Raw genomic sequence first — 24,583 nt, 5'->3', positions numbered from 1 at the left:
CCCCCCGTGGCCGGGAGACCCGTCCATGGATCAGCGCGTCGGGTCCAGCATTGCATCGAGTTCCTCCACCGGCACAGGCCTGCCAAACAGATAGCCCTGGAAGCCCTCGCAGCCATGCAGCCGCAAGAACCCCAGTTGCCCCGTCGTCTCCACCCCCTCGGCCACCACCTGCAAATCCAGGCTCTTGGCCAGCGCCAATATCGTGCGCACGATCGCCGCGTCGTTGGGGTCGCTCAGCACGTCCCGCACGAAGCTCTGGTCGATCTTGATCTGGTCCAGCGGCAGCCGCTTCAAGTAGCTCAAGGAGGAGTACCCGGTGCCAAAGTCGTCCAGCGCGAACCCCACCCCCTGGGCCTTGAGCTGTTCCATGCGCACGATGGTGTCTTCGATGTCCCCCAGCAGCAGGCTTTCGGTCAGCTCCAGCTTGAGCCGCTGGGGTTCTGCCCGGTGGGCTTTGAGGGTGTCCAGCACTTCGGCCACGAAGCCGGGCTGCCTGAACTGGCGCGCGCTGACGTTCACCGAGATGGACAGGTGGGCGGTGGCCGCGTCCTGGCCCCAGCGCTGCAGTTGTCTGCAGGCGGTCTCCAGCACGGTCTGGCCCAGCGGCAGGATGAGGCCTGTCTGTTCGGCCAGCGGGATGAAGTCGCCCGGGCTGATCATGCCGCGCTGGGGGTGGCGCCAGCGCACCAGGGCTTCGGCGCCTACGAGGCGCGCCTGGTGGTCGACCAAGGGCTGGTAGTGCACGAGCAGTTCGTTTCTCGCCAGGCCCTGGCGCAGGTCGGCTTCCAGGTTGGAGCGGGCGTTGACGGCGGCCTGCATGTCCGGGTCGAAGAAGCGCTGGGTGTTGCGCCCGGCGGCCTTGGCCTGGTACATGGCGAGGTCGGCGCGCTTGAGGAGTTCGTCCACCGACAGGCGTTCGTCGCCGAACAGGGTGATGCCGATGCTGGGGGTGCTGTAGTGCTGTTGGCCCCCGAGGGCGAAGGGCTGGTTCAGGCTGGCCAGGAGTTTTTCTGCGACGGTTTCGGCCTGGGCGGCGGCGTCCTGCAGTTCGGGGTTCAGGTTGTCCAGCATGACGACGAATTCGTCGCCGCCAAAGCGCGCCACGGTGTCGGCTTCGCGCACGCTGCCCACCAGGCGGGTGGCCACCTGGGAGAGCAGCTGGTCGCCCATGTCGTGGCCCAGGGTGTCGTTGAGGTCCTTGAAGTTGTCGAGGTCGATGAACAGCAGCGCCCCCAGGTTCTTGCTGCGCTGGCAGGCGGCGATGGAGCGCTGCAGGCGGTCGAGCAGCAGGCGCCGGTTGGGCAGGCCCGTGAGCGCGTCGTAGAACGCCAGGCGTTCAATCTCCTGCTCTGCGCGCTTGCGGTCGGTGATGTCCATGGTGAAGCCATGGGAGATCACCGAGCCATCGGCCTCGCGGTGCGGAATCGCATTCGTCATGTGCCAGCGGATGCTGCCGTCGGGCATGCGCACCCGGTACTCGCACTGCCAGGGCACGAGCTTGCGCACCGACTGCAGGGCCGAGCGCTGCAGCGCCGGCACGTCCTCGGCCATCACCCAGTTGGAGAGCACACCATGGTCGGCCGTCACCTCGTGCGGCTCCACGCCCATGAAGTCGCGCACCGCATCGCTGATGTACTGCACGCTGGTGATGCCATCCTGGTGCAGGCGGTACTGGTAGATGAAGCCCGGGATGCGGCTGGCAATGCGCTGGATGAACAGCAGTTGCTCGCGCAGCTGCTCGGCGGCGCGGCGCTCGTCGGTCACATCCTGCACCACGCCCATGTCCACGCGCATGCCGTCCTTGGCCGTGAGGCGGCGCACGCGCGAGCGCATCCAGCGGATCTCGCCGTCCGGCCGCTTCCAGCGGTACTCGACATCGGCGCCGGTGCCGCGTTCGCGCGCGGTCTCGAACACATGGCGGTCTTCGGCCAGGATGCCGCTGACGGCGCGCTCAGGGCTCATCCACTCCTGCCGTTCCACGCCGGCGATGTCGCACAGGCCGGGGGACCACAGCAGCACCGTCTCGCCCGGGTCCTCGATGCGCCGCCAGTGGCCGGTCTGTGCCAGGCTTTCCATGGTGTTGAAGACATCGGTCTGCTCACGCAGCTCCCGGCGCACGTCCTGCAGCGCATGTTCGGACGCAGCCAGCGCCGCGCGCAGGCTCTCGGCCTCGCTCGCATCGCGCACCGAGACGACGATGGAGCCGTTGTCGAGCCGGCGTGCCGACAGGTCCCAGGCCACCAGCAGCCGCCCCGGCTCACGCGCCACCTGGCGGCATTCGAGGGGCACGCCGGTGCGCGCCACGGTGTGCAACTGCTCCACGAGTTTGGTGCCCGCCAGCAGGTCGAACACATCGACCGCATCGGCGCCACTGGCCCGCACGCCCCCCAGGCCCGGCATGCGCCGGGCAGCGGCATTGGCCGCGCGCAGCAGCAGCCGCCCCTCATGGGGGCGAAATTCCATCAGTGCCACGGGCACGGCATCGAGCAGGGCCTGCAGGCGCGCCTGCGCCGAAGACTCCACGAAGTCTTCGCTGGCACCCGCAAACAGATCGGTCAGGAGTTCGGCAGAAATCACAGTCGCTCTGAAACCTCTCGCAAACGATGGGCCCCACATTCTCATGGCGGCAGCAGCCACCAATGTACACCGCAAAGTATGTCAAAACGTAACAAACCGGAATCACCCATTTGGGCAGGGAAACCCCGGTAGCGCACGAACGCATGTTCCCACGTTCTACCGCCATGGCGCGCTTATTTCTTTCGGAGTGCTGGCGCTGCAGCGCACCACCAGTCCTCGGAGGGCGCCATCGGCGACTTCCCTGCCCCGTTTCGCGCCGCCCGGGCGCCGCTTCGTCGCACGCCGATGGCGCCGCCGCCAGGGCGTTTCTAGAGTGCGGGCACTGGAGACGCGGTGTCTCCACCCACCCTGGAGAACTGACATGAGCATGGCCCATCCCCCTTCGGCCGCCCCTTTTCTTTCTGCCCGCACGGCACGCGCCCTGGCGCTGGCCGGTGCCTGCCTGGCCCTGGGCCAGGCCCATGCCCTGGACCTCACCGTGGAGGTGAAGAACACCAAGGCCGACAAAGGCCCCGTGCTCGGTGCCGTGTACGGCTCGGCCGACAGCTGGCTGCAGTTCAGCAAGGCCGTGCAAAGCGGCATGGCGCCGGTGTCGGGCGACAAGGCTGTGATGGTGCTGCGCGACCTGCCCGCCGGCAGCTATGCGCTGTCGCTCTACCAGGACGAGAACGGCAACGGCAAGCTCGACACCAACCTGGTCGGCATCCCCCAGGAGCGCACCGGCTTCAGCCGCGACGCCCAGGGCAACATGGGCCCGCCCCGCTTCCAGGATGCGGTCGTCGAGCTGCAGAGCGACACCACGATCACCATCCAGCTGCGCTGAGCAGGCAGGAGGAGCACGCACCATGGACCGCCGCCTCTTTTGCCAATCCCTGGCCCTGGGAAGCGCCGGCAGCGCGCTGGGCGCCCTGCCCTTGCTGCCGTCAACCGCCCACGCGGGCACACCCGAAGCCGGGTCCACACTGAACGCCTTCAACCAGCAGCGCAGCCGCGCGCCCTGGACCCTGGGTTTCGAAGGCCTGCAGAACGACTTGCCCCCCGTGGCGATGCGCCTGCGCGGCCAGTTGCCCAAGGACCTGCGCGGCACCCTGCTGCGCAACGGCCCCGCGCAGCACACCTTGGGCGAGGTGCGCTACCAGCACTGGTTCGATGGCGACGGGATGATCCAGCAGTACCGTTTCAGCGACCAGGGCCTGCACCACCAGGGCCGCTTTCTGCGCACGGAGAAGTTCCTGGCCGAGAACGCGGCCGGCCGCCGCCTGCTGCACAGCTTCGGCACCGAAGTGGCCGGGGCCAGCCCCATGCCGACGGCCGATGCCGGCAACGTGGCCAACACCAGCGTGGTGCACCATGCCGGTGAGACCCTGGCCCTGTGGGAGGGCGGCTCGGCCACGCGGTTCGATGCCGGCACCCTGGAAACCGGAACCCTCAAGACCTGGACGCCCGAGCACGCGGGCATGCCGTTTTCGGCCCACCCCAAGATCGGCGCCGACGGCAGCCTGTGGAATTTCGGCGTGAGCAGCAGCCATGGCCTGCTGTCGATCTACCAGGTCTCGGCCCGGGGACAGGTGCGCACGGCCACGCTCAAGGTGCCCGACATCGCCATGGTGCACGACTTCGCGATGACCGAGCAGCACCTGGTGTTCCTGCTGCCCCCGCTCATCTTCGACCGGGAGCGGGCCCATGCGGGCAGCACCTTCATGGACAGCCATGTCTGGAAGCCGGAGCTGGGCATGCGGGCGCTGGTGCTGCACAAGGACCGGCTCGACCAGCCGCAATGGATGGAGCTGCCCGCCGGCTTCCTGTTCCATACCGGCAATGCCTGGGAAGACAGGCACGGTGTCATCCACCTCGACTATGTGCGCACGGTAGATGCCTCGGGCGTGGCCCAGGGCTTTCGCGCCCTGATGCGCGGCGAGTTCAGCGGCGAGCCCGCGCACGCCGTGGCCCTGGTGGAGCTCGACACGCGCAGCGGCCGCGCCCGGCAGACGCTGCTGCCGCACCATGCCGAGTTCCCGCGCATCGACCAGCGCTTCATCGGCCGCCGGCACACGGCGCTCTTCATGGCCGAACGGGTGGCCGTGTCGGACCGCCCGGGCTTCGACTGCGTGGCGCGGCTCCACCTGGAAAGCGGCAAGATCGACCGCTACCGCTACGGCGCCGACGTGATGGTCGAGGAGCACGTGTTCATCCCCGCGCGCCGCGCAGGCAGCAAGGAGGGCGAAGGCTGGCTGGTGGGTTCGGCGCTGGACCTGCGCAGCCAGCGCACACTGCTGTCGGTGTTCGACGCGCGCCGGTTGGCCCAGGGCCCGGTGGCCCAGGGCAGCATGGACCGGCCGCTGCCGCTGGGCTTTCACGGCACTTTCATCCCGGCCTGACGGTGGCCCCGGCCGGCAGCATGCGGCGGGTCTAGAACACCGACATCCCGGTACGGGCGGTGAACAGCTCCAGCGCCCGCATGCCCAGGAGCGAGTTCCCGGTGGCATCCAGCGCGGGCGACCATACGCACAGGCTCAGCCGGTCGGGGACCACCGCCACGATGCCGCCCCCCACCCCGCTCTTGCAGGGCAGGCCGATGCGGAACGCGAACTCGCCGGCCGCATCGTAGGTGCCGCAGGTGAGCATCAGGGCATTGATGCGGCGCGTCTGCCGCTCGGTCAACAGCGGCTCGCCGCTGAAGGGGTGGCGGCCGTCGCGGCAGAGGTAGCCGGTGGCGCGGGCCAGCTGCAGGCAGCTCATGCGCACGGCGCAGTGGTGAAAGTAGGCGTCCAGCACCGCCGACACATCGTTGTCGATCTTGCCGAAGCTCTTCATGAAATTGCCCAGCGCAATGTTGCGAAAGCCCGTGGCGGCTTCGGAGGCGGCCACCTCCTCGTCGAAATGCACCGGCTCGTTGCACAGGCTGGACAGCAGCGCCAGCATGGCGGCCTTGGCATCGCCCTGGCTGACCAGGCGATCCGTCACGGCAATCGCCCCGGCATTGATGAAGGGATTGCGCGGGGTGCCCTGCTCGGCTTCGAGCTGCACCAGGGAATTGAAGGGGTTGCCCGAGGGCTCGCGGCCTATGCGCTCCCAGAGCATGTCGCCCAGCGCCTGCATGCCCAGGGTCAGGGCAAAGAGCTTGGAAATGCTCTGTATCGAGAACGGCGTGGCGCTGTCGCCGGCCTGCGCCTCCTGGCCATCGCAGGTGCGCAGCGCGATGCCGAACTGGGCGGCCGGCACCCGCGCCAGTGCCGGTATGTAGCGGGCCACCTGGCCCTGCGCGCCCAGCAAGGGGCGCACGGTCTCGACAATGTCTTCAAGAATGGGCTGGAACTGCATGGCGTGATTGTGGGCCCGCCGGCAGGTGCCCGGGCGCCGCCAATGCAATGCGGCTTCGGGCAGTTGGCCTACAGCGTTCGCCGTGCAGGCGGTGGATGATGGCCGGATTTGCAATTCCTCACGGTTGTTTCCTTGCAGCGCAGGTACGCTGTGCGGCCAGGATCGGAAGTTCCACATGACAGCGTTCATGCCTTTGAGCTACAACCTCTTTCTGGTGGCGGGTTCGCTGGCCATGGCCGTGTTCGCCTCGTACGTGAGCTTCGACATGGCCCGGCGCGTGCGCACCTCGCAGCGCGGCATCGGCCTGGCCTGGTGGGCCGCGGGCTCGCTGGTCATGGGCACGGGCATCTGGGCCATGCACTTCATGGGCATGCAGGCGCTGGAGCTGCCCATTCCCATCGGCTTCTCCCAGGGGCTGACCTTCGTGTCCTGGGTGGCGGCGGTGGCCGCGTCCGGCGTGGCGCTGGAGCTGGCCAGCCGCAAGCGGCTCGACAACCCGCGCATCCTGCTCGGTGCGGTGGCCATGGGCGGGGGCATCATCGCCATGCACTACCTGGGCATGGCCGCCATGGGCATGTCGCCCGGCATCACCTGGGATGTGCCGCGGGTGGCGCTGTCGGTGCTGGTGTCCTTTCTCGCGTCGGCCCTGGCTCTGCTCATTTTTCGCTCGCTGCGCCAGGTCGAGCGGCCCCGGCGCACCGGCTACCAGCTCGCAGCCTCGTTCGTCTTTGCCCTGGGGATCTGCGGCACCCACTACCTGGGCATGGCGGCCGCCAGTTTCGCGGTAGGCTCGGTCTGCCTCACGGCCGACGAACTGAGCGGCCCTGGCCTGCAGACGGCGGTGGCGATGATCGCCGGCGGCCTGCTCGTGGTCACCCTGCTCACCTCCATCCTCGATGCCCGGTTGCAGCGCGCCGCGCGCCGCGCCGCGCACTCCATGCACGAGAGCAATGCCCGCCTGCAGGCAGCGAACGAGGAGCTGCAGCAGCGGGCCTTTGCCGATCCGCTGACGGGCCTGCCCAACCGCCTGCTGTTCGAGGACCGCCTGGCCCAAGCCACGCGGCGGCTGGAGCGCAGCAACCACGAGGGCGTGGTCGAACGCATGGCCGTGCTGTTCGTGGACCTGGACGGTTTCAAGCCCATCAACGACTCGTTCGGCCATGCCGTGGGCGACGTGGTGATCCGCAAGGCGGCCTCGCGGCTGCGCGACGAGGCACGCGATTGCGACACCGTGGCCCGGGTGGGCGGCGACGAGTTCCTTATCCTGCTCAACGATGTGGCTGACGACGAGGCCTGCATCGCCGTGGCCCGGCGGGTGCTGGCATCGCTGTCGCAGCCCTTCGAGGCATCGGGGCGGCGGATCGAGATCTCATGCTCCATCGGCATCGTGGTGCACCCCGGCCCCGGCGAGCGCCACAAGATCGTGGCCAACGCAGATGCCGCGATGTATGCCGCCAAGCGGGCGGGTGGCAGCTGCTATGCGCTGTTCGAGCCGCACATGGTGTCCGACGTGTCCGAACAGCTGGAACTGCAGAACGAGCTGCGCCACGCGCTGGAGCGCGGGCAGTTGTCCCTGCACTACCAGCCCAAGATCGATGGCCGGCGCGGCCAGATCAGCGGTGTCGAGGCCCTGCTGCGCTGGAACCACCCGCGCCATGGCCTGGTCAGCCCGCTGGTGTTCATTCCCCTTGCCGAGCGGATCGGCCTGATCGGCAAGCTGGGCCAGTGGGTCATCGACGAGGCCTGCCGCCAGATTGCCGAATGGGGACGCGATGGCCTGCGCATGCGCGTGTCGGTCAACCTGTCGCCACACCAGCTGCGCGACAAGGGCCTGGTCGACCGCATCGGCCAGACCCTGCAAGAGCATGGCCTGGACGCCACCCAGCTGCTGTGCGAGATCACGGAGACCGTGGCCATGGAAGACATCAAGGCCGTGCAGCGCACCTTCGAGGGGCTGGGCGCGATCGGTGTGTTCCTGTCCATCGACGACTTCGGCACCGGCTATTCCAGCCTGCGCTACCTGAGCCAGTTGCCGGCCCAGCAACTCAAGATCGACCGCAGCTTCGTGAGCGACCTGGAGCACAGCGCCAATGCGCGCGCCGTGGTCGCCGCCGTGGTGGGCCTGGCCCATGCCCTGGGCCTGCGCGTGGTGGCCGAGGGCGTGGAGACGGTGCTCCAGCGCGACATCCTGCTGGCCATGGACTGCGATGAGCTGCAGGGCTTTCTGTTTGCCCGGCCCCTGCTGCCCGCAGCCCTGCTCGCCTGGGCCCACGGCGCCAAGCCCGAGGGCGCGGCGGACTTCACGCCCTCGGTGGTGGGGGCACTGTCCCCGCTTTGAGGCGCCCGCCCGGCCCGGCAAGCGCTGCGGCTGCGCAAATCCCCCTGGTGTTTGGTTTATGGTCGGCGGATGGATGGAGAATCCCCCTCCGGCGCCTGAACGCATCCGGCAGCGTCTGCGCGCCCGGGGCCGCCCCCGCATGTGCCGCCACCCGGCCGCCGAAAAATTTATAAGTTGTTGATTTCAATGGACAAAGTGGATCTTTCCTCGCATACGCCGATGATTCAGCAGTACTTCACCCTGAAGGCTGCGCACCCGGACACGCTCGTCTTCTACCGCATGGGCGACTTCTACGAGCTGTTCTATGCCGATGCGGAGAAGGCCGCGCGCCTTTTGGATATCACGCTGACCCAGCGCGGCCAGTCCGGCGGCCAGCCCGTCATCATGGCCGGCGTGCCCTTCCATGCGCTGGAGAACTACCTGGGCCGGCTCATCAAGATGGGCGAGTCGGTCGCCATCTGCGAGCAGGTGGGCGACGTGGCCACGGCCAAGGGACCGGTGGAACGCAAGGTGGTGCGCGTGGTCACCCCGGGCACGCTGACCGACAGCGAGCTGCTCTCGGACAAGGCCGAATCCCTGCTGCTGGCCGTGCACCAGGGCCCGCGCGCGCGCTGCGGCCTGGCCTGGCTGAGCGTGACCCAGGGCCGGGTCTACCTGGCCGAATGCACGCAGGACGAGGTCGGCACCTGGCTGGCGCGCGTGGCGCCCAGCGAGGTGATCTACAGCGCCGGCGTGACCGAGCGCTTCGAGCAGCAGCTGCAGGTGCTGCGCCAGGGCGGCGCCTTCACCTGCCCCATGGGCCCGCGGCCGGACTGGCAGTTCGACGCCACGCTGGGCGAGCGCAAGCTGCTCGAGCACCTGGGCGCGGCCAGCCTGCAGGCCTGGGGCGCGCAGGACCTGGCGCAGGCCCATGCCGCCGCCGCCGGCCTGCTGGCCTATGCCGAACACACCCAGGGCCGCACTTTGACCCACGTGCACAGCGTGCAGGTGCAGCGCGGTGACGACCTGATCGACCTGCCCGCCAGCACGCGGCGCAACCTCGAGATCACGCGCACGCTGCGCGGCGAGGACGCGCCCACGCTGTTCTCGCTGCTGGACACCTGCATGACCGGCATGGGCAGCCGCCTGCTCAAGACCTGGCTGCTGGAGCCCCCGCGCGAGCGCACGGCCGCGCGCCGGCGCCTGGCCGCCACCGCTGCGCTGCGCGGTGCGGCGGGCGCGGGCGGCGGCAGCGGCCCCTGGGCCACGCTGCGCGGCGAACTCAAGGGCGTGAGCGATGTGGAGCGCATCACCGCGCGCATCGCCCTGCGCCAGGTACGCCCGCGCGAACTCGTGGCCCTGTGCAAGACGCTGCACAAGGCGGCCTTGCTGGCGCAGGCCGGCCAGGCGGCCGAGCCCTACCTGGCGGAGATCTTCGGCCAGCTGCACCCGCCGGTGGACTGCCCCGAGCTGCTGCTGCGCGCCATCACCGAAGAACCTGCCGCGCTGGTGCGTGACGGCGGCGTGATCGCCACGGGCTTCGACAGCGAGCTCGACGAGCTGCGCGCCATCCAGACCAACTGCGACGCCTTCCTGCTCGACCTGGAAACGCGCGAGAAGGCGCGCACCGGCATCGCCAACCTGCGCGTGCAGTTCAACAAGGTGCATGGCTTCTATATCGAAGTGACCAGCAGCAACCTGGACAAGGTGCCCGACGACTACCGCCGCCGCCAGACGCTGAAGAACGCCGAGCGCTTCATCACGCCCGAGCTCAAGACCTTCGAAGACAAGGCCCTGTCGGCCAGCGAGCGCGCGCTGGCGCGCGAGAAATGGCTGTACGAGCAGGTGCTGGACCAGTTGCAGCCCCATGTGCCCGCCCTCACCCGCCTGGCCCAGGCACTGGCCGCCCTGGACGTGCTGTGCACGCTGGCCGAGCGTTCGCTCACGCTGAACTGGTGCGCGCCGCAGTTCGTGGCCGAGCCCTGCATCGAGATCGAGGACGGCCGCCACCCCGTGGTGGAAGCGCGCCTGGCCGAGATCTCGGCCGGCAGCTTCATCGCCAACCACACGCGGCTCAACGCCAACACGCGCATGCAGGTCATCACCGGCCCCAACATGGGCGGCAAGTCGACCTACATGCGCCAGGTGGCGCTCATCGTGCTCCTGGCCAGCATGGGCAGCCATGTGCCGGCCAGCGCCTGCCGCCTGGGACCCATTGATGCCATCCACACCCGCATTGGCGCGGCCGACGACCTGGCCAACGCGCAGTCGACCTTCATGCTGGAGATGACCGAGGCCGCACAGATTTTGCACGCCGCCACGCCGCACAGCCTGGTGCTGATGGACGAGATCGGCCGCGGCACCAGCACCTTCGACGGCCTGGCCCTGGCCAGCGGCATCGCCACGCACCTGCACGACAAGACACGCGCCTTCACGCTGTTCGCAACGCACTACTTCGAGCTGACCGAGCTGCCCGCCAAGGCCAGGCATGCGGTCAACATGCATGTGAGCGCAGCCGAGGCGGGGGCCGACATCGTCTTTTTGCACGAAATACAGCCCGGCCCCGCGAGCCGCAGCTACGGCATCCAGGTGGCCAAGCTCGCGGGCGTGCCCGGCCCGGTGCTCAGCCACGCGCGCCACGCGCTGGCCGCGCTGGAGGAACGCGCGGGCGAGGACGAGCTGCAGGTGGACCTGTTCGCGGTGCCGGCCATGCCCGAGAGCGCGGGCGCCAGCCCGGTCGAGGCCCTGCTGGCCAGCATCCAGCCCGACGCGCTGAGCCCGCGCGAGGCGCTCGACGCGCTCTACCAGCTCAAGAAGCTGGTGGGGTGATGGAAGCTCATTCCAGCTTCAAACCAATGTCCTTGATGAGCTGGCCCCAGCGCGCGCGCTCGACCTTGGCGTAGGCGTTCATCTGCTCGGGGGTGCCGGGTACGGCCTCCACGCCCAGGGTCTGGAAGCGGGCCTTGACCGGGGTGGAGTTCAGGGCCTGCTGCAGGGCCGCATTCAGGCGCTGCACCTCGGCGGCGGGCATGGCGGCGTTGACCGACAGGCCCTGCCAGGCAAAGGCCTCGAAATCCTTCACGCCCTGCTCCCTCAGCGTGGGCACCTCGGGCAGGGTCTCCATGCGTTTGGCGCTGGCCACGGCGATGGCGCGCAGGTTGCCGCCCGTGATGTTGGGCATGCCGCCGGCCGATTCGACGAACATGAAGGGCACCTGGCCGCCCATGATGTCCTGGATGGCGGGGGTCACGCCGCGGTAGGGCACATGCGTCATCTTCAGGCCTGTGCGCTGGCGCAGCAGCTCCATGGCCAGGTGGTGGGGCGTGCCCGCGCCGGGGGATGCGAAGTTCACGCCCTCGGGCTGGGCCTTGGCCCAGGCCAGGAACTCCTGGAAGTTGCGCACCGGCAGCTTGGGCGAGACCACCAGGATCAGCGGAAAGCGCACCAGCATGCCCACCGAGGACAGGTCCTTGTCCACGTTGTAGCTGAGTTTGCTGTAGAGCCAGGGGTTGGTGGCCAGCACCGCGTAGTCGCCCGTGAGCAGCAGATTGCCCGGCGTGGCCGAACGCGCCACATAGTCGGCCGCGATGTTGTGCGCGGCGCCGGGCTTGTTGACCACCACGATGGGCTGGCCCAGGGTCTTTGCCATCTGGTCGGCCACGGAGCGGGCCACGATGTCGCTGCCGCCGCCAGGGGCCATGCCCACCACCCATTCGAGTGGGCGCTTGTCCTGGGCGCTGGCCAGCGGGGACAGGCAGGCGATGGTGAGCGCGGCGGCAGCGCACAGGGCGGAACGGCGGGTGGAAGGGCGGATCGTTGGCATGGTTTGTCTCCTCACGGTGTGGTGGGTTGGAAGGCGCGGGATGGGTTGAATTAATAAATTAATTAACTAGCTCATTGATGAAATGAAAGCCGTAGTGGTGCCTTGGAAGGGCGCCGGTTCAGTAGGGGCTGGACTGCGCCGCAGCCTGCACCGGCGCGCGCTGCGCGAAATGCCCGGCCAGCTCGGTCGCGGCACGCACCAGCAGCGTGGTGTCCACCCCCACGGCGACGAACAAGGCCCCGGCGTCCAGGTAGGTCTGCGCCAGCGCCCGGTCGGCCATGAGGATGCCGGCGGCCTTGCCGGCCCGCCTCACGGTGGCGATGCCGTCCAGGATGGCGCGCTGCACCGCGGGGTGCCCGGGCTGGCCCCGGTAGCCCATGGAGGCGGACAGGTCGGCTGGGCCAAAGAACACGCCGTCGACGCCCTCGGTGTCGGCAATGGCCTGCAGGTTCTGCAGCGCCAGTGGCGTCTCGGCCTGCACCAGCAGGCACATCTGGCCGTTGGCGCGATTCAGGTAGTCCTCCACCTGGTTCCAGCGCGAGGCGCGGGCCAGCGCGGCACCCATGCCGCGCACGCCCTCGGGCGCATAGCGCATGGCGCGCACCATCAGCGCGGCCTGCTCGGGCGTGTCCACCGTGGGGATGAGCAGGGTCTGCGCTCCCACGTCCAGGTACTGCTTGACCAGGGCCACATCGCCCTGCACCGGGCGCACCACGGGGTGCACCGAGTAGGGCGCCACGGCGCGCAACTGGTCGAGCACGGTGCGCACGTCGTTGGGTGCATGCTCGCCATCGAGCAGCAGCCAGTCGAAGCCGCAGCCGGCCAGGGCCTCGGCGGCGTTGGCATCGGCCAAGCCGACCCACAGGCCGATCTGCGGGCGGCCTGCGCGCAGCGCGTTGCGGAAATGGTTTTCAGGGATCTGCTGCATGGCGTGTGTGCTCAGGCAAAACGGAACGACACCGAGCCCAGCGGCCCGTAGTCCACATGGAAGTTGTCGCCCTGCGCGGCCGCCACGGGCCGTGTGAACGAGCCGGCCAGCACCACGTCGCCCGCGTTGAGCTGTTCGCCATGCGGCGCGATCTTGTTGGCCAGCCAGGCCACGCCCGTGGCCGGGTGGTTGAGCACCGCGGCCGCCAGGCCCGTCTCCTCGATCACGCCGTTCTTGTGCAGCAGCGCGCCCACCCAGCGCAGATCCACGTCCATGGGCTTCACGGGGCGCCCGCCGAGCACAATGCCCGCATTGGCGGCAAAGTCCGAGATGGTGTCGAACACCTTGCGCATGGCCTTGGTGTCGCGGTCGAACTGCTCGATGCGCGCGTCGATGATCTCCACGGCCGGCACCACGTAGTCGGTGGCCGAGAGCACGTCGAACAGCGTCACGCCCGGGCCCTTGAGCGGCCGTGCCAGGATGAAGGCCAGCTCTACCTCCACGCGGGGGGCGATGAAGCGCTTGAAAGGGATGTCGCCGCCCGCGTCGAAGAACATGTCGTCCATCAGCGGTGCGTAGTCGGGCTCGGTGATCTGGCTGGCCTGCTGCATGGCACGCGAGGTCAGGCCGATCTTGCGGCCCTTGATCGTGCGGCCGTCGGCCAGCTCCAGCTGCACCCAGGCGCGCTGGATGGCGTAGCCGTCTTCGATGGTCATGCCGGGGTGCTGGGCCGAGAAATGGCGCAGTTGCGTGCGCTCTTTGCGCGCCTCGTAGAGCTGCTGCGCCAGGGCGGTGATGGTGTCGTTGGAAAGCATGGATGGTCAGCCCTGTGCAGGCTTGTGGAACAGGGGATGAAGGGAGCTGTGCTTGGCGTCGAAGACCTCGGGGCCCTCGTCGATCTGCAGGGTGACGCCGACAGGGCGCGACGCGAGCAGCGGTGCGAAATGCGCCTTGGCCACGGCCGACAGCGCCTGCCCCACGGCCTGGTGCGTCGCGGCGCTGCGGCCCCGGCCCATGCGCAGGTTCAGGTACACGAAGCCATAGCCCGGCGAGGGGCCGCCGGCGGGCGCGGCATCCCCCTCGTCTGCCACCGCATGGTGGGCGGCCGGGTAGGCCAGCACGCGGATGCCGCCGGTGGGGAACACCGGCTTGCCCGCCTCGTCCACCTGCTGGCGCATGGCAGTGGCCAGGGTGCGGCACAGCGCGCCCATGTCGCTGCCGCCCAGCGCCACGGGCCGGTCCAGGTCGGGGGTGTAGAGGATCACCAGGTGGGGCATGGCACGCTCCTCACAGCCGGCTGGCCGATGGCTGCTGGCTCGACGCCTGCGGCCCGGGCACGGCAGCGCCCGTCTGCGGCGTGACCGGGAACACGGCATTGATCTGCCCCGTGCCCGAGGCGCCGAAGTACGGCGTGAGCACCTCGGCGCGGCCGGTGTAGTCCGACCAGCCCAGCGCGCCCATGAGCATGGCGGTGTCGTGCATGAAGCCCTCGCCATGGCCCTTGGCCGCGTACTCGGGCAGCATGGCGCAGAAGGTGGCCCAGTCTCCCTGCTCCCACATCTCGATGACGCGCTGGTCCAGGGTTTCGAGGAAGGGGCTCCAGATCTTCGTGGCGAAGTCGGGCGCCGTGCCGTTCTGCGCGAAACGGTGGCTCAGGCTGCCGCTGGCCAGGATGGCCACCGTGCCCTCGTACTGCTCCTCGATGGCCTGGCGCATGGCCCAGCCCAGGCGCGCGCTGTCGTTGAGGTAGTGCACCTGGCACAGGGCCGAGACCGAGACCACCTTGAAATGCTGGTCCGCGTTCATGTAGCGCATGGGCACCAGGGTGCCGTACTCGGGCGCCAGCGTGGTCGCAGGGTGGGCCAGCGTTTCCACGCCCTGGGCGCAGCAGGCCTTTGCCAGCAGTTGCCCCAGCGCCGGGTTGCCCGGGAAGGCATAGCGCATATTGCTGATGAAGTGCGGCAGCTCGTTGCTGGTGTACACACCTTCGAAATGCGGCGCGCAGTTGATGTGGTAGTTGGCGTTCACCAGCCAGTGCGTGTCGAACACCACGATGGTGTCCACGCCCAGTTCGCGGCAGCGCCGGCCGATCTCCACATGGCCGTCGATGGCCGCCTGGCGAAAGCCCTTGCGCGGGCCGTCGAGCTCGCTCAGGTACATGGACGGCACATGCGTGATCTTGGCGGCCAGTGCGAGGGTACCCATGCTCAGACTCCCCAGTGTGGAATGTGGTGGCTGCCCAGCGAAACGGCGACGTTCTTGGGCTCCAGAAAGACCTCGTAGCTCCAGGTGCCGCCCTCGCGCCCGGTGCCGCTGCCCTTGGTGCCGCCGAAGGGCTGGCGCAGGTCGCGCACATTCTGGCTGTTGACGAAACACATGCCGGCCTCGATGCCCGCGGCCACGCGGTGGGCACGGCCGATGTTCTCGGTCCACACATAGCTCGACAGGCCGTACTGCGTGTCGTTGGCCAGGCGGATGGCCTCGGCCTCGTCGGCAAACGGGATCAGGCAGGCCACGGGGCCGAAGATCTCCTCCTGCGCGATCTTCATGCGGTTGTCCACGTCGGCGAACACGGTGGGGCGCACGAAGTTACCCCGCTGCAGGTGGGCCGGCAGGTCCGGCGCCTCCAGCCCACCGCACAGCAGCGTGGCGCCTTCCTTGGGCCCCAGCTCGATGTAGCTGCGCACCTTGGCCAGGTGGGCCTGGCTGATCATGGGGCCGATGGTGGTCTTGTCGTCCATCGGGTCGCCCACGGTGATGCGCCGGGCGCGCGCCGCGAACTTCTCGGCGAAGTCGGCGTAGATCGACTTCTGCACCAGGATGCGCGAGCCCGCGGTGCAGCGCTCGCCGTTGTTCGAGAAGATCATGAACACGGCGGCATCGAGCGCGCGGTCCAGGTCCGCGTCGTCAAAGATGACGAAGGGGCTCTTGCCGCCCAGCTCCATGCTGAATTTTTTCAGGCCCGCGGCCTGCACGATGCGGTTGCCCGTGGCCGTGGAGCCAGTGAACGAGATGGCGCGCACATCGGGGTGGGCGCACAGCGGCTCGCCCGCCTCCTTGCCAAAGCCGTGCACCACGTTGAGCACGCCGGCCGGGATGCCGGCTTCGAGCGCCAGCTCGCCCAGGCGCGCGGCCGTGAGCGGCGACAGCTCGCTCATCTTGAGCACCGCCGTGTTGCCGAAGGCCAGCGCAGGCGCAACCTTCCACGTGGAGGTCATGAAAGGCACGTTCCACGGCGAGATCAGCGCGCACACGCCCACGGGGTGGAACAGCGTGTAGTTCAGGTGCGTGGGCGTGGGGTAGGTGTGGCCGTCCACGCGCGTGCACATCTCGGCAAAGTAGTAGAAGTTGTCGGCCGCGCGCGGAATCAGCGCCTTGCCCGTCTGGGCGATGACCTGGCCGGTGTCGCGCGTTTCGGTGGCGGCTATCTGCGGCACCTCGGCCGCGATCAGGTCGCCGAGCTTGCGGATGAGCTTGGCGCGCTCGGGCGCGGGCAGGCCGGCCCAGGCGGGAAAGGCGTCCTTGGCCGCGGCAACGGCCGCGTTCACCTCGGCCGCGCCGCCGCTGGCAACTTCGGCCAGCACCTCTTGCGTGGCGGGGTTGACGGTCTCGAAATACTCGCGGCCCGCGATGGGCTTGCCGGCGATCAGGTGGTCTATGCGCATGGGATCAGTCTCCAGAAATTCAGTGGCAGGGCTCAGCGCCCGAAAGCTCCATCGCCCACGATGGTGTTGACCAGGCTGCCAATGCCCTCGATCTCACACACCACCTCGTCGCCCACGTCGACGTTGACCACGCCCTCGGGCGTGCCGGTCAGGATCACGTCGCCCGCACGCAGGGTCATGAAGCTGCTCAGGTAGGCGATCAGCTCGGGGATGTCGTTGACCATGTTGCCGGTATGGCCCTGCTGGGTCACCTGGCCATCGACCAGGGTGCGCAGCCTGAGGTCGTGCGGGTCGGGCACATCGGCCGCATCCACGAACCAGGGGCCCAGCACGGTGCAGCCGTCGCGGTTCTTCACACGCAGGTTGGGGCGGTACCAGTTCTCCAGGTAGTCGCGGATGGCGTAGTCGTTGCACACGGTGTAGCCGGCCACATGCTGCAGGGCATCGGCCCGCGCCACATGGCGCGCGGTCTGGCCGATCACCACGGCCAGCTCACACTCGTAGTGCATGAAGCCAACACCCGCTGGGCGGCGCGTCTGGCCGCGGTGACCGATCAGCGTGCCCGGGCCCTTGAGAAAGACCAGCGGCTCGTCCTTGGCAGTGACGGTGAGCTCGCCCGACAGCTCCTTGAGGTGGTCGGCGTAGTTGAGCCCCAGCGCAATGATGGTGCCCACCTCGAACGGCGGCAGCCAGACCACGGCGTCTTCTGCGAGCACGCGACCATCGGCCAGGCGGATCTGCCCGGTGCCATGCGGCGTGGCTTCGTGGATCGCGCCCGCGTACGCAACTTTCGCCCGCTTCATGGCGCGCCTCCTTCGGCAATGAAATGGTTGTGCAACTCCCCCAGGCCCTCGATGGCAATGCGGGTGCGCTGGCCTGCACGCACGCGCGGTGCGCCGGCCGAGGCCCCGAGCAGCAGCACATCGCCGGGCGAGAGGGTCATGAACGCGCTGACCTCGGCCAGCAGCTGCGCCACCGGGCGGCGGCGTTCGCCCGTGGTGGTGGCCTGCACCAGGGCGCCATCGACCTCCACGCGCACGGCCAGTGCATCGGGGTCCGCGATCTCGCTGCGCGGCACCACACGGGGCCCCATGGGGCAAAAGCCATCGCGCGCCTTGAAGCGCACCGACGGCCGGTAGAACACCCCATGCGGCACGCTGATGTCGCCCACGATGGTGTAGCCCGCCACATGGGCCAGCGCATCGCGCTCGGCGACGCCGCAGGCGGTGCGGCCGACCACGATGCCCAGCGAGGCGCCGATCTCCAGCTCCGGCGCATCGCCCGGCACCACGATGGCGTCGCCATCGCCGGCCAGCGTGTTGCGTGGCTTCACATAGAGCACGGGCGCCACGGCCGGGGCCTTGTAGGGCGGCTGGTGCGCCGCATCGCCCAGCGCCTCCAGGGCCGGCTGGTGGTTGAGCAAGGCGCCGTAGACGACGCCGGACAGGCGAAAGGGCGCGATGCCGAACTCCAGGCGGCAGGGGGCACTTTGCGGGGTCTGGTACATTGCTAACATGTGAGTAGTTTATTTACTAACATGCGAGTAAGTCAACCGATCGCTTGTGCCTTTTTGTCCGGGTTTGTACCGAGGGGCGCCCTGGCGCCCCGCTTTCAAGGATGATTCCGCCCCATGGCTTCCCCACCCCCGCAGCTGACCCATCGCAACCTGCCGCTCTTGTTCCTGCAGGCGCGCGAGAGCGTGTTTGCACGCTTTCGCCCCATTCTTCACACGGTCGGCCTGACCGAGCAGCAATGGCGCGTGGTGCGCGCCTTGCTCGACCACGGCCCGCTGGAGCCGCGCCAGATCGGCGACATCTGCCGCCTGTCGAGCCCGAGCCTGGCCGGCATCCTGGCGCGCATGGCGGACCTGGGCCTGGTGCTGCGCGAGCGGCTGGAGCACGACCAGCGCCGGGTGATGGTGTCGGTCACCCCAGAGGGCAAGGCGCTGGCCGCCAAGCTGGCGCCCACCATCGAGGCGACCTACCGCGCGCTGGAGGAGGAAATGGGGGTGGAGTTCATCGCGCAGCTGTATGCCACGCTCGATGCGGTCATCGCGCGCCTGGGCGAAGCGCCCGGGGGCGAGGACGGCGGATGAGAAAGCCGCCCCGCTCCGGGGGCGGCATCCCAAAAGGGATCAGAGATCCTGCGCCACCGGCGCCAGCTGGCCCAGCATGTAGTTGAGGAAGGGCGGCACGCAGCCGATGTGGCTGGACGGCACGGCAGGGCAGTCGACCAGGGTCACGAGATCGCCCGCACCCTGGGCGCGCATGGCCTGGAGGGTGCTGACCGAGCTGCCATAAGGCACGGTGACATCGTCGCGGCCGTGGTACAGGCGCACGGGCACCTGCGGCTTCCAGTCGTGCACGCTGCTCACGCGCGCCACGGCCTGTACGTCGTCGGCCAGGAAGTTGTCGATGAACTGGTTGTCGAACGTCACGTCGGCATCGTCGGGCAGCAGGGCTTTGAGCAGTGCGCGGCGCACCTCGCGCTGCACGCTGCCGCCCAGGTAGCGCAGGAAGCCGGGGTTGATCAGCGCGCCCAGCACGGGCTCGCGGTCGCGCACCACGTTCACCAGGCCATCGAGCGTGGCCTGCACGTTGTAGGGCCCGGCACCCGTCACCACCATGCGCAGTGCCTGGCGCTCGGGCGCATTGCCGGCCTGCAGGGCGCGGTGGGCCGCCATGGTGGCATAGCCGCCTTCCGAATAGCCGGTGAGGAACAGCTGGCCATTGTCGGCCGCGTTGCCCTGGGCACGCCAGGTGCGCGCCGCTGTGAGCATGTCGAGCGTGGACGCCGCCGTGGGCGCCGACAGCAGGTAGGGGTGGGGCGTGCCCTTGGAGACGCCATAGCCCACATAGTCCGGCGCCACCACGATGTAACCCAGAGAAGCCATGACCACCGCCACCTCCGAGCCCACGGCATTGTTGCTCGGGGCCTCGGCGCTCTTGAAGATGGTGCCGTGCTGGTAGCTCAGCACAGGGCTTTTCGCACCCAGGGCCTTTACGGGCACGCTCACCAGACCCGAAGCGCGCACCTCCTTGCCCTGGGCGTCGGAGGTCATGTACTCCAGCCGGTAGGAGGTGACGGCGTAACGCGGCACGATGCCCTGCACCTTGGAGGCATCCTTGGACAGGGCCTCGGTGATCTGCGCGGGTGTGATGGTGTTGAGCAGGGCGGCCGACTTGAGCTCTCCCGCTGTGGCGACCGGCGGTGGCGGCGTGGTATTGCCGCCCCCATCGCTCTTGCTGTCCCCGCCCCCACAGGCGACCAGGGACACGGTAGCCGCCAGCAGGGCCGTGCGGGCCAGCCATGCGGCGGGCAGGACGGGGGTAGAAAAGTGGAACAAGATGCAGCCTCCCTGTATGAAATGTGAATGATAGTAAGTGCCTGCGCCGGGGCTTGTAACGTCAGGCAACAGGCCGCTGCAATGTCGGACATGTCCCACCTGGAAGCGCCCCACCGGACAACCCGGCGGCACGGCAGCGGCCGATTCGCCCTAAAATCGGGGATCGCTGCCGCACTGCCCGGGCCGTTTTGCTATTGTTTTCATAGTATGCGGCGCATTGCAGGGGCACCACCCCGACGCAGGCCCCGGCCCGCGACGGATGCATCACAACGATTTCCTACTTGCCGTCTTTGCCCCCATGACGTATTGCGTCGCCATCAAACTCAATGCCGGGCTGGTTTTCCTGTCCGATTCCCGCACCAATGCGGGCCTGGACCAGATCAGCTCGTTCCGCAAGATGATGCTGTACGAGAAGGCGGGCGACCGCTTCATGGTGCTGCTGTCGGCCGGCAATTTGTCGATCTCGCAGTCGGTGCGCGAGATCCTGCAGACCGAGCACATCGTCGACCGCGACGAGGAAGAGCCCATCACCATCTGGAACGCCAAGAGCATGTTCGATGCCGCACGCGTGCTGGGCGCCGCCGTGCGCCATGTGCACGAGCGCGATGGCGCGGCGCTCAAGCGCTCGGGCGTGGACTTCAATGTCTCCATGGTCTTCGGCGGCCAGATCAAGGGCGAGGGCATGCGCCTGTTCCAGGTGTACTCGGCCGGCAACTTCATCGAGGCCACCTCCGAGACGCCCTACTTCCAGGTCGGCGAGTCCAAGTACGGCAAGCCGGTGCTGGACCGCGTGCTCACCCCCGAAACCCCGCTGGACGAGGCCGCCAAGTGCGCCCTGGTGTCCATGGACAGCACACTCAAGTCCAACCTCTCGGTGGGCCTGCCGCTGGACTTGGTGGTCTACGAGGTGGACCGCTTCGCCACCGACAAGATCATCTGCATCGACGAGCACAACCCCTACTTTCGCATGCTGCACGACAGCTGGGGGCAAAAGCTGCGCCAGGTGTTCGACAGCATCGAGGACCCGGCCTGGGGCGGCGGCGACACGACCGTGCCCATCATGGTGAACCCGGCGCGCAGCAAGCCGCTCAAGAAGATCACCAACCACCTGGACAAGCTCATCTGAGGGCCTTGCGCGCATGCCAGGGGGTGGCCTGCCGCCCTGGGTGGTTGTGCGCGCCTTCCCGACCCACCTCCCGCCCATGCTCCCCATCGTCTTCTCGCACGCCAACAGCTTTCCTGCGGGCACCTACCGCCTTCTCTTCAAGCTGCTGCGCCAGCGCGGCTTCGACATCAGCGCGGTGGAGCGCTTCGGGCATGAGCCCGAGTATCCGGTGTCCAACAACTGGCCGCACCTGGTCCAGCACCTGGCGGACTTTGCGGGCGAGCAGGTCCAGCGCCTGGGCGAGCCGGTGTTCCTGGTGGGGCACTCGCTGGGCGGCTTCCTGAGCGTGATGGCCGCGGCGCGCCACCCGCAGCTGGTGCGCGGCGTGCTGCTGATCGACTCGCCGCTGATCGGCGGCTGGCGCGCCAATGCGCTGGACGTGGCCAAGCGCACCCAGGTGGTGGGCTCCATCTCGCCCGGCAAGATCAGCCGCCAGCGCCGCAACACCTGGGCCAGCAACGAGGAAGCGCTGGAACACTTCCGGCGCAAGAAGGCCTTTGCGCGCTGGCACCCCGAGGTGTTGCACGATTACATCACCCATGGCCTGGCCGACCAGGACGGCAAGCGCGTGCTGGGCTTCGACCGCGCGGTGGAAACCGCCATCTACAACACCCTGCCGCACAACCTGGGGCGCCTGCTCGCCCGGCACCCGCTGCAATGCCCGGCCGCCTTCATCGGCGGACGCGACTCCGAGGAGATGAGGCAGGTCGGCATGGCCATGACGCTGCGCATCACCGAGGGGCGCACCATGATGCTCGACGGCAGCCACCTGTTTCCCATGGAGCAGCCCCAGGCCACGGCCGCGGCCATCGAAGCCTCGCTGCTGAACCTGGCGGCCGTGGCGGCACGCTGAGGCCCCGGGCCTTCCGCAAGGCCCAGGTTTTTTGCACATGGAGCACCCCCTGAATGGGGGTGCCTCTAATCCTTCCTGTCTATTCACGCCCAAAGGCATTGGCCCCACAATGCCTGAACCGATAAATAGAGGGAGAAAAGCGCGCAGTTGGCGGCTTCTCAGTGCAAACAAGCAGGGGATGTGTCGCAACAATCCCCTACACTGGGGGTTTGTAACAGCGTGTACATATTCATGCCTGCTTCCAATCTGCTGACCGTCCGGCTGCCCGTGCTGGTCTTCGCCCTGGTATCCGCCGCGTTGATCTACACCTCCATCGGCCCCGGCAAGGGCGTCACCCTGGCCATTGCAGTGGCTTCGGTACTGATGTTCGCCGCCACCTGGGCCAGCGCCGCGCGGCTGCTGGGAGCGTCCGCCGCCCTGCGCTTCCTGCTGATCGCCGTCAGTCTGGGCTGGTTCGCCGAGCAGATGGGCAGCACCCACGGCTGGTTCTTCGGCAGCTACACCTACACCGAGGTGCTGGGCCTGCGCTGCGTGGGCGTGCCCGTGGTCATCCCCATGATGTGGTTCGCGCTGACCTATGCCGCCTATGTGATCAGCAACCTCATCGTCTGGCAGGCGCCCGTGGACGGGGCGCCCGGCGTGGGCAATGCGGTCTTCCTCTCGTTCCTGGCCGCCATGATCGTCACGGCCTTCGACCTCGGGGCCGACCCCTACCTGGTCTACGTGCTCAAGGCCTGGATCATGACCAAGACCGACGGCGCCTGGTTCGGCGAAACCGTGCAGGGCTTCTTCGGCTGGGTCTTCGTGAGCTTCTGCATTCTCTGCGCCTTCCGCTTTGCCACGCGCAAGATGGCGCTCAAAGCCGGCTCGGTGAACTTTCTGCCGCGCCACGCCACCGTACCGCTGGGCATCTACAGCGCCGGCCTGGTGTTCCAGGTGTTCCTGGGCCACCCGGTCGAAATCAAATCCATCGCCCCGTTTGCCATGGGCATCCCGCTGCTGTGCGCCCTTGCCGGCCTGCAGCGCTGGCGCAACCAGCTGAAGGCCGTCTGATGAGCACCCACCCCACACCGGCCATTTCCGATGCGGACCTGGCCTCCATGCAGCAGCATGCCGATCCGCTGGCCGACAAGACCATCGCCGACATCCTGGGCCCCTGGCCCCCGGGCCTGCCTCCGGACGACGCGCCGCAGTGGACACAGATCAAGACCGTCAACCGCCTGTTCGGCGAGTGGACCACCAATGCCAGCATCCAGGGCTGGAAGGCCACGGGCGATGGCGTGAACGAGGAGATGGCCAAGGCGCTGCAGGACTACCTGGCCCAGGGCCAGGTGCTGCCCGCATGGGCTGACGCGCACAAGATCGAGCGCGCCGAGAAGATCTTCTTCGACCACGGCGCGCTCTCGTGCATCCTGCTGTTCTGCGCCAGCCTGCCCGAGTGCTATGTGATTCCCGATCTCTCCAGCGTGCTGCACACCGCAGGCCAGCTTGAGGAGCACACCGAGTACCGCATCCGCTCCACCGCGGCCATGATCTTCCCGGTGATGATGCACGGCGGCCTGACCCGTGGCGACGGTGCGGGCGTGGCACAGATCCTCAAGGTGCGCCTGATCCATGCCACCATCCGCAACCTGATACTGCGCGGCACGCCCGAGGCGGCCGTGCAGCACCTGCAGGCCCAGCAGAACATCGTCGGCGCGGGCCAGCTCGGCAAGCTGCCGGGCCTGCCGCCCAAGCACAGCATGTACCAGGCGCTGTTCGCGCGCGGCTGGGATGTGGCCGGCGACGGCCTGCCCTGCAACCAGGAAGAGCTGGCCTACACGCTGCTCACCTTCGGCTACGTGTTCCTGCGCAGCATGCGCCGCCTGGGCATCGGCCTGCCCCGGCACGATGAAGAGGCCTACCTGCATGCCTGGAACGTGGTCGGCCACATCCTGGGCATCGAGCGCGGGCTCATGGTCGAGACCATGGACCAGGGCGAGGAACTCATGGCCCGCATGCAGGCCCGCGGCCGTGCCGAACCCGTGACGCCCGACCCGCGCCCGGGCCTGGGTCAGGCGCTCATGGCCACCATGGCCAATTCCATCCCCTGGAACATCGCCAAGCCCATGCCCCAGCTGATGACGCGCTTCCTGTGCGGCAAGGCCACGGCCGGCGACCTGGGCCTGACCCAGCCCGTGCCCTGGTCCTCGGCCCTGCTGTTCTGGGGCGTGCTGCTGGTGGCCCGGGTCATCGACTGGGTGCTGCGCCTGGTGCTGCCGCGCTTTTCCATCGTGCGCACGCTCACGCGCATCCTGGGCTACCACTTCATGAGCCGCGTGCTAATGAGCCAGACCCGGCCGCTGCAGCTCCCCAGCGAGCTGCTCAACCAGGTGGACGGCGTGGTGCACAACTGGAGCGACGACCCGCATGTGCCCAAATGGATCAACCGCATCGAGGACCGCCTGACCACCCAGGGCACCTGGAGCCTGAAGCTGGCCGCCAGCGCCCGCCCGGCCACCGCAGCCTCCCAGCCTGCCGCCACGCCGCAGGAGACGGCGTAGCCCCCATGGCCCGGCACTCCACCGCCCCCCACCGCACGCCGGCAG

General features: G+C 68.5%; 20 protein-coding genes. 9 read left to right on the top strand and 11 right to left on the bottom strand.

Annotated elements, in window-relative coordinates:
• Nucleotides 1-30: 30 nt before the first annotated feature.
• Nucleotides 31-2,577: a putative bifunctional diguanylate cyclase/phosphodiesterase gene (locus AC3WOH_RS27815; protein ID WP_492232546.1), complete on the bottom strand. Its 2,547-nt coding sequence runs from the start codon at nt 2,575-2,577 to the stop codon at nt 31-33.
• Between the two features lie 361 nt (nt 2,578-2,938).
• Between AC3WOH_RS27815 and AC3WOH_RS27810 the strand changes: the two genes are divergently transcribed.
• Together AC3WOH_RS27810 and AC3WOH_RS27805 are read left to right on the top strand one after the other, a co-directional pair.
• On the top strand, nt 2,939-3,400 hold the full coding sequence (locus tag AC3WOH_RS27810; RefSeq protein ID WP_492232545.1) for a DUF2141 domain-containing protein: 462 nt from the start codon (nt 2,939-2,941) through the stop codon (nt 3,398-3,400).
• A gap of 22 nt (nt 3,401-3,422) precedes the next feature.
• Nucleotides 3,423-4,955 (top strand): carotenoid oxygenase family protein, encoded by a 1,533-nt coding sequence (locus tag AC3WOH_RS27805; RefSeq protein WP_492232544.1) that lies wholly within the window; start codon nt 3,423-3,425, stop codon nt 4,953-4,955.
• Nucleotides 4,956-4,986: 31 nt separating this feature from the next.
• On the opposite strand, the gene AC3WOH_RS27800 is transcribed toward AC3WOH_RS27805, so the two are convergent.
• The gene (locus AC3WOH_RS27800; RefSeq protein ID WP_492232543.1) at nt 4,987-5,898 is read right to left on the bottom strand and encodes a glutaminase; all 912 of its coding nucleotides are present in this window, start codon (nt 5,896-5,898) and stop codon (nt 4,987-4,989) included.
• Between the two features lie 175 nt (nt 5,899-6,073).
• On the opposite strand from AC3WOH_RS27800, the gene AC3WOH_RS27795 reads away from it, so the two are divergent.
• Complete coding sequence (locus tag AC3WOH_RS27795) at nt 6,074-8,236, top strand: putative bifunctional diguanylate cyclase/phosphodiesterase (protein WP_492232542.1); 2,163 nt, start codon at nt 6,074-6,076, stop codon at nt 8,234-8,236.
• Between the two features lie 186 nt (nt 8,237-8,422).
• Nucleotides 8,423-11,044 (top strand): DNA mismatch repair protein MutS, encoded by a 2,622-nt coding sequence (mutS, locus tag AC3WOH_RS27790; protein ID WP_492232541.1) that lies wholly within the window; start codon nt 8,423-8,425, stop codon nt 11,042-11,044.
• A 7-nt stretch (nt 11,045-11,051) separates the two neighbouring features.
• On the opposite strand, the gene AC3WOH_RS27785 is transcribed toward mutS, so the two are convergent.
• From AC3WOH_RS27785 to AC3WOH_RS27750, 8 genes are all read right to left on the bottom strand, one after another.
• Entirely contained in the window at nt 11,052-12,038 is a 987-nt protein-coding gene (locus tag AC3WOH_RS27785; protein WP_492232540.1) for a Bug family tripartite tricarboxylate transporter substrate binding protein, read from the bottom strand.
• A 118-nt stretch (nt 12,039-12,156) separates the two neighbouring features.
• Nucleotides 12,157-12,966: a 4-hydroxy-2-oxoheptanedioate aldolase gene (gene hpaI / locus AC3WOH_RS27780; protein ID WP_492232539.1), complete on the bottom strand. Its 810-nt coding sequence runs from the start codon at nt 12,964-12,966 to the stop codon at nt 12,157-12,159.
• An 11-nt stretch (nt 12,967-12,977) separates the two neighbouring features.
• On the bottom strand, nt 12,978-13,781 hold the full coding sequence (gene hpaH, locus AC3WOH_RS27775) for a 2-oxo-hept-4-ene-1,7-dioate hydratase (protein ID WP_492232538.1): 804 nt from the start codon (nt 13,779-13,781) through the stop codon (nt 12,978-12,980).
• Nucleotides 13,782-13,787: 6 nt separating this feature from the next.
• Entirely contained in the window at nt 13,788-14,243 is a 456-nt protein-coding gene (locus AC3WOH_RS27770; RefSeq protein WP_492232537.1) for a 5-carboxymethyl-2-hydroxymuconate isomerase, read from the bottom strand.
• A gap of 10 nt (nt 14,244-14,253) precedes the next feature.
• Entirely contained in the window at nt 14,254-15,171 is a 918-nt protein-coding gene (hpaD, locus tag AC3WOH_RS27765) for a 3,4-dihydroxyphenylacetate 2,3-dioxygenase (protein WP_492232536.1), read from the bottom strand.
• A gap of 2 nt (nt 15,172-15,173) precedes the next feature.
• Entirely contained in the window at nt 15,174-16,631 is a 1,458-nt protein-coding gene (gene hpaE / locus AC3WOH_RS27760) for a 5-carboxymethyl-2-hydroxymuconate semialdehyde dehydrogenase (protein WP_492232535.1), read from the bottom strand.
• A gap of 32 nt (nt 16,632-16,663) precedes the next feature.
• Nucleotides 16,664-17,434 (bottom strand): fumarylacetoacetate hydrolase family protein, encoded by a 771-nt coding sequence (locus AC3WOH_RS27755; RefSeq protein WP_492232534.1) that lies wholly within the window; start codon nt 17,432-17,434, stop codon nt 16,664-16,666.
• A complete protein-coding gene (locus AC3WOH_RS27750) occupies nt 17,431-18,138 on the bottom strand; it encodes a fumarylacetoacetate hydrolase family protein (RefSeq protein WP_492232533.1) in 708 nt (235 codons plus the stop codon). Before AC3WOH_RS27750 ends, AC3WOH_RS27755 begins: the two co-directional genes overlap by 4 nt.
• A 123-nt stretch (nt 18,139-18,261) precedes the next feature.
• On the opposite strand from AC3WOH_RS27750, the gene hpaR reads away from it, so the two are divergent.
• Nucleotides 18,262-18,726 carry a homoprotocatechuate degradation operon regulator HpaR gene (gene hpaR, locus AC3WOH_RS27745; RefSeq protein ID WP_492232531.1) on the top strand — a complete coding sequence of 155 codons (465 nt, stop codon included), beginning with the start codon at nt 18,262-18,264 and terminating at the stop codon, nt 18,724-18,726.
• Nucleotides 18,727-18,765: 39 nt separating this feature from the next.
• Here hpaR and AC3WOH_RS27740 read toward each other — a convergent pair whose 3' ends face one another.
• Complete coding sequence (locus tag AC3WOH_RS27740; protein WP_492232530.1) at nt 18,766-19,977, bottom strand: alpha/beta hydrolase family protein; 1,212 nt, start codon at nt 19,975-19,977, stop codon at nt 18,766-18,768.
• Between the two features lie 298 nt (nt 19,978-20,275).
• On the opposite strand from AC3WOH_RS27740, the gene AC3WOH_RS27735 reads away from it, so the two are divergent.
• The 4 genes from AC3WOH_RS27735 (at nt 20,276) to AC3WOH_RS27720 (ending at nt 24,538) form a co-directional block, all read left to right on the top strand.
• Nucleotides 20,276-21,103, top strand: coding sequence for a proteasome-type protease (locus AC3WOH_RS27735; protein ID WP_184856572.1), 828 nt, complete (start codon nt 20,276-20,278; stop codon nt 21,101-21,103).
• 76 nt (nt 21,104-21,179) lie between these two features.
• Nucleotides 21,180-21,995 (top strand): alpha/beta fold hydrolase, encoded by an 816-nt coding sequence (locus AC3WOH_RS27730; protein ID WP_184856573.1) that lies wholly within the window; start codon nt 21,180-21,182, stop codon nt 21,993-21,995.
• A gap of 231 nt (nt 21,996-22,226) precedes the next feature.
• Nucleotides 22,227-23,048, top strand: coding sequence for a carotenoid biosynthesis protein (locus tag AC3WOH_RS27725; protein WP_492232528.1), 822 nt, complete (start codon nt 22,227-22,229; stop codon nt 23,046-23,048).
• Nucleotides 23,048-24,538 (top strand): oxygenase MpaB family protein, encoded by a 1,491-nt coding sequence (locus tag AC3WOH_RS27720; RefSeq protein ID WP_492232527.1) that lies wholly within the window; start codon nt 23,048-23,050, stop codon nt 24,536-24,538. The genes AC3WOH_RS27725 and AC3WOH_RS27720 overlap by 1 nt, the downstream gene beginning before the upstream one ends.
• The last annotated feature ends 45 nt before the right edge of the window (nt 24,539-24,583 follow it).

Source organism: Acidovorax sp. FW305-C-20-28, assembly GCF_058783375.1.
This window is presented reverse-complemented; position numbering and strand designations above follow the sequence as displayed.

What these genes read in the sequence shown, in the direction of transcription:
- AC3WOH_RS27730 (WP_184856573.1), top strand. Translation starts at nt 21,180, where the DNA reads ATGCTCCCCATCGTCTTCTCGCACGCCAACAGCTTTCCTGCGGGCACC.
- mutS (WP_492232541.1), top strand. Translation starts at nt 8,423, where the DNA reads ATGGACAAAGTGGATCTTTCCTCGCATACGCCGATGATTCAGCAGTAC.
- AC3WOH_RS27805 (WP_492232544.1), top strand. Translation starts at nt 3,423, where the DNA reads ATGGACCGCCGCCTCTTTTGCCAATCCCTGGCCCTGGGAAGCGCCGGC.
- AC3WOH_RS27800 (WP_492232543.1), bottom strand. Translation starts at nt 5,898, where the DNA reads ATGCAGTTCCAGCCCATTCTTGAAGACATTGTCGAGACCGTGCGCCCC.
- AC3WOH_RS27795 (WP_492232542.1), top strand. Translation starts at nt 6,074, where the DNA reads ATGACAGCGTTCATGCCTTTGAGCTACAACCTCTTTCTGGTGGCGGGT.
- AC3WOH_RS27785 (WP_492232540.1), bottom strand. Translation starts at nt 12,038, where the DNA reads ATGCCAACGATCCGCCCTTCCACCCGCCGTTCCGCCCTGTGCGCTGCC.
- hpaH (WP_492232538.1), bottom strand. Translation starts at nt 13,781, where the DNA reads ATGCTTTCCAACGACACCATCACCGCCCTGGCGCAGCAGCTCTACGAG.
- hpaE (WP_492232535.1), bottom strand. Translation starts at nt 16,631, where the DNA reads ATGCGCATAGACCACCTGATCGCCGGCAAGCCCATCGCGGGCCGCGAG.
- AC3WOH_RS27725 (WP_492232528.1), top strand. Translation starts at nt 22,227, where the DNA reads ATGCCTGCTTCCAATCTGCTGACCGTCCGGCTGCCCGTGCTGGTCTTC.
- AC3WOH_RS27750 (WP_492232533.1), bottom strand. Translation starts at nt 18,138, where the DNA reads ATGTACCAGACCCCGCAAAGTGCCCCCTGCCGCCTGGAGTTCGGCATC.
- AC3WOH_RS27810 (WP_492232545.1), top strand. Translation starts at nt 2,939, where the DNA reads ATGAGCATGGCCCATCCCCCTTCGGCCGCCCCTTTTCTTTCTGCCCGC.
- hpaI (WP_492232539.1), bottom strand. Translation starts at nt 12,966, where the DNA reads ATGCAGCAGATCCCTGAAAACCATTTCCGCAACGCGCTGCGCGCAGGC.
- AC3WOH_RS27735 (WP_184856572.1), top strand. Translation starts at nt 20,276, where the DNA reads ATGACGTATTGCGTCGCCATCAAACTCAATGCCGGGCTGGTTTTCCTG.
- hpaD (WP_492232536.1), bottom strand. Translation starts at nt 15,171, where the DNA reads ATGGGTACCCTCGCACTGGCCGCCAAGATCACGCATGTGCCGTCCATG.
- AC3WOH_RS27755 (WP_492232534.1), bottom strand. Translation starts at nt 17,434, where the DNA reads ATGAAGCGGGCGAAAGTTGCGTACGCGGGCGCGATCCACGAAGCCACG.
- hpaR (WP_492232531.1), top strand. Translation starts at nt 18,262, where the DNA reads ATGGCTTCCCCACCCCCGCAGCTGACCCATCGCAACCTGCCGCTCTTG.
- AC3WOH_RS27770 (WP_492232537.1), bottom strand. Translation starts at nt 14,243, where the DNA reads ATGCCCCACCTGGTGATCCTCTACACCCCCGACCTGGACCGGCCCGTG.
- AC3WOH_RS27720 (WP_492232527.1), top strand. Translation starts at nt 23,048, where the DNA reads ATGAGCACCCACCCCACACCGGCCATTTCCGATGCGGACCTGGCCTCC.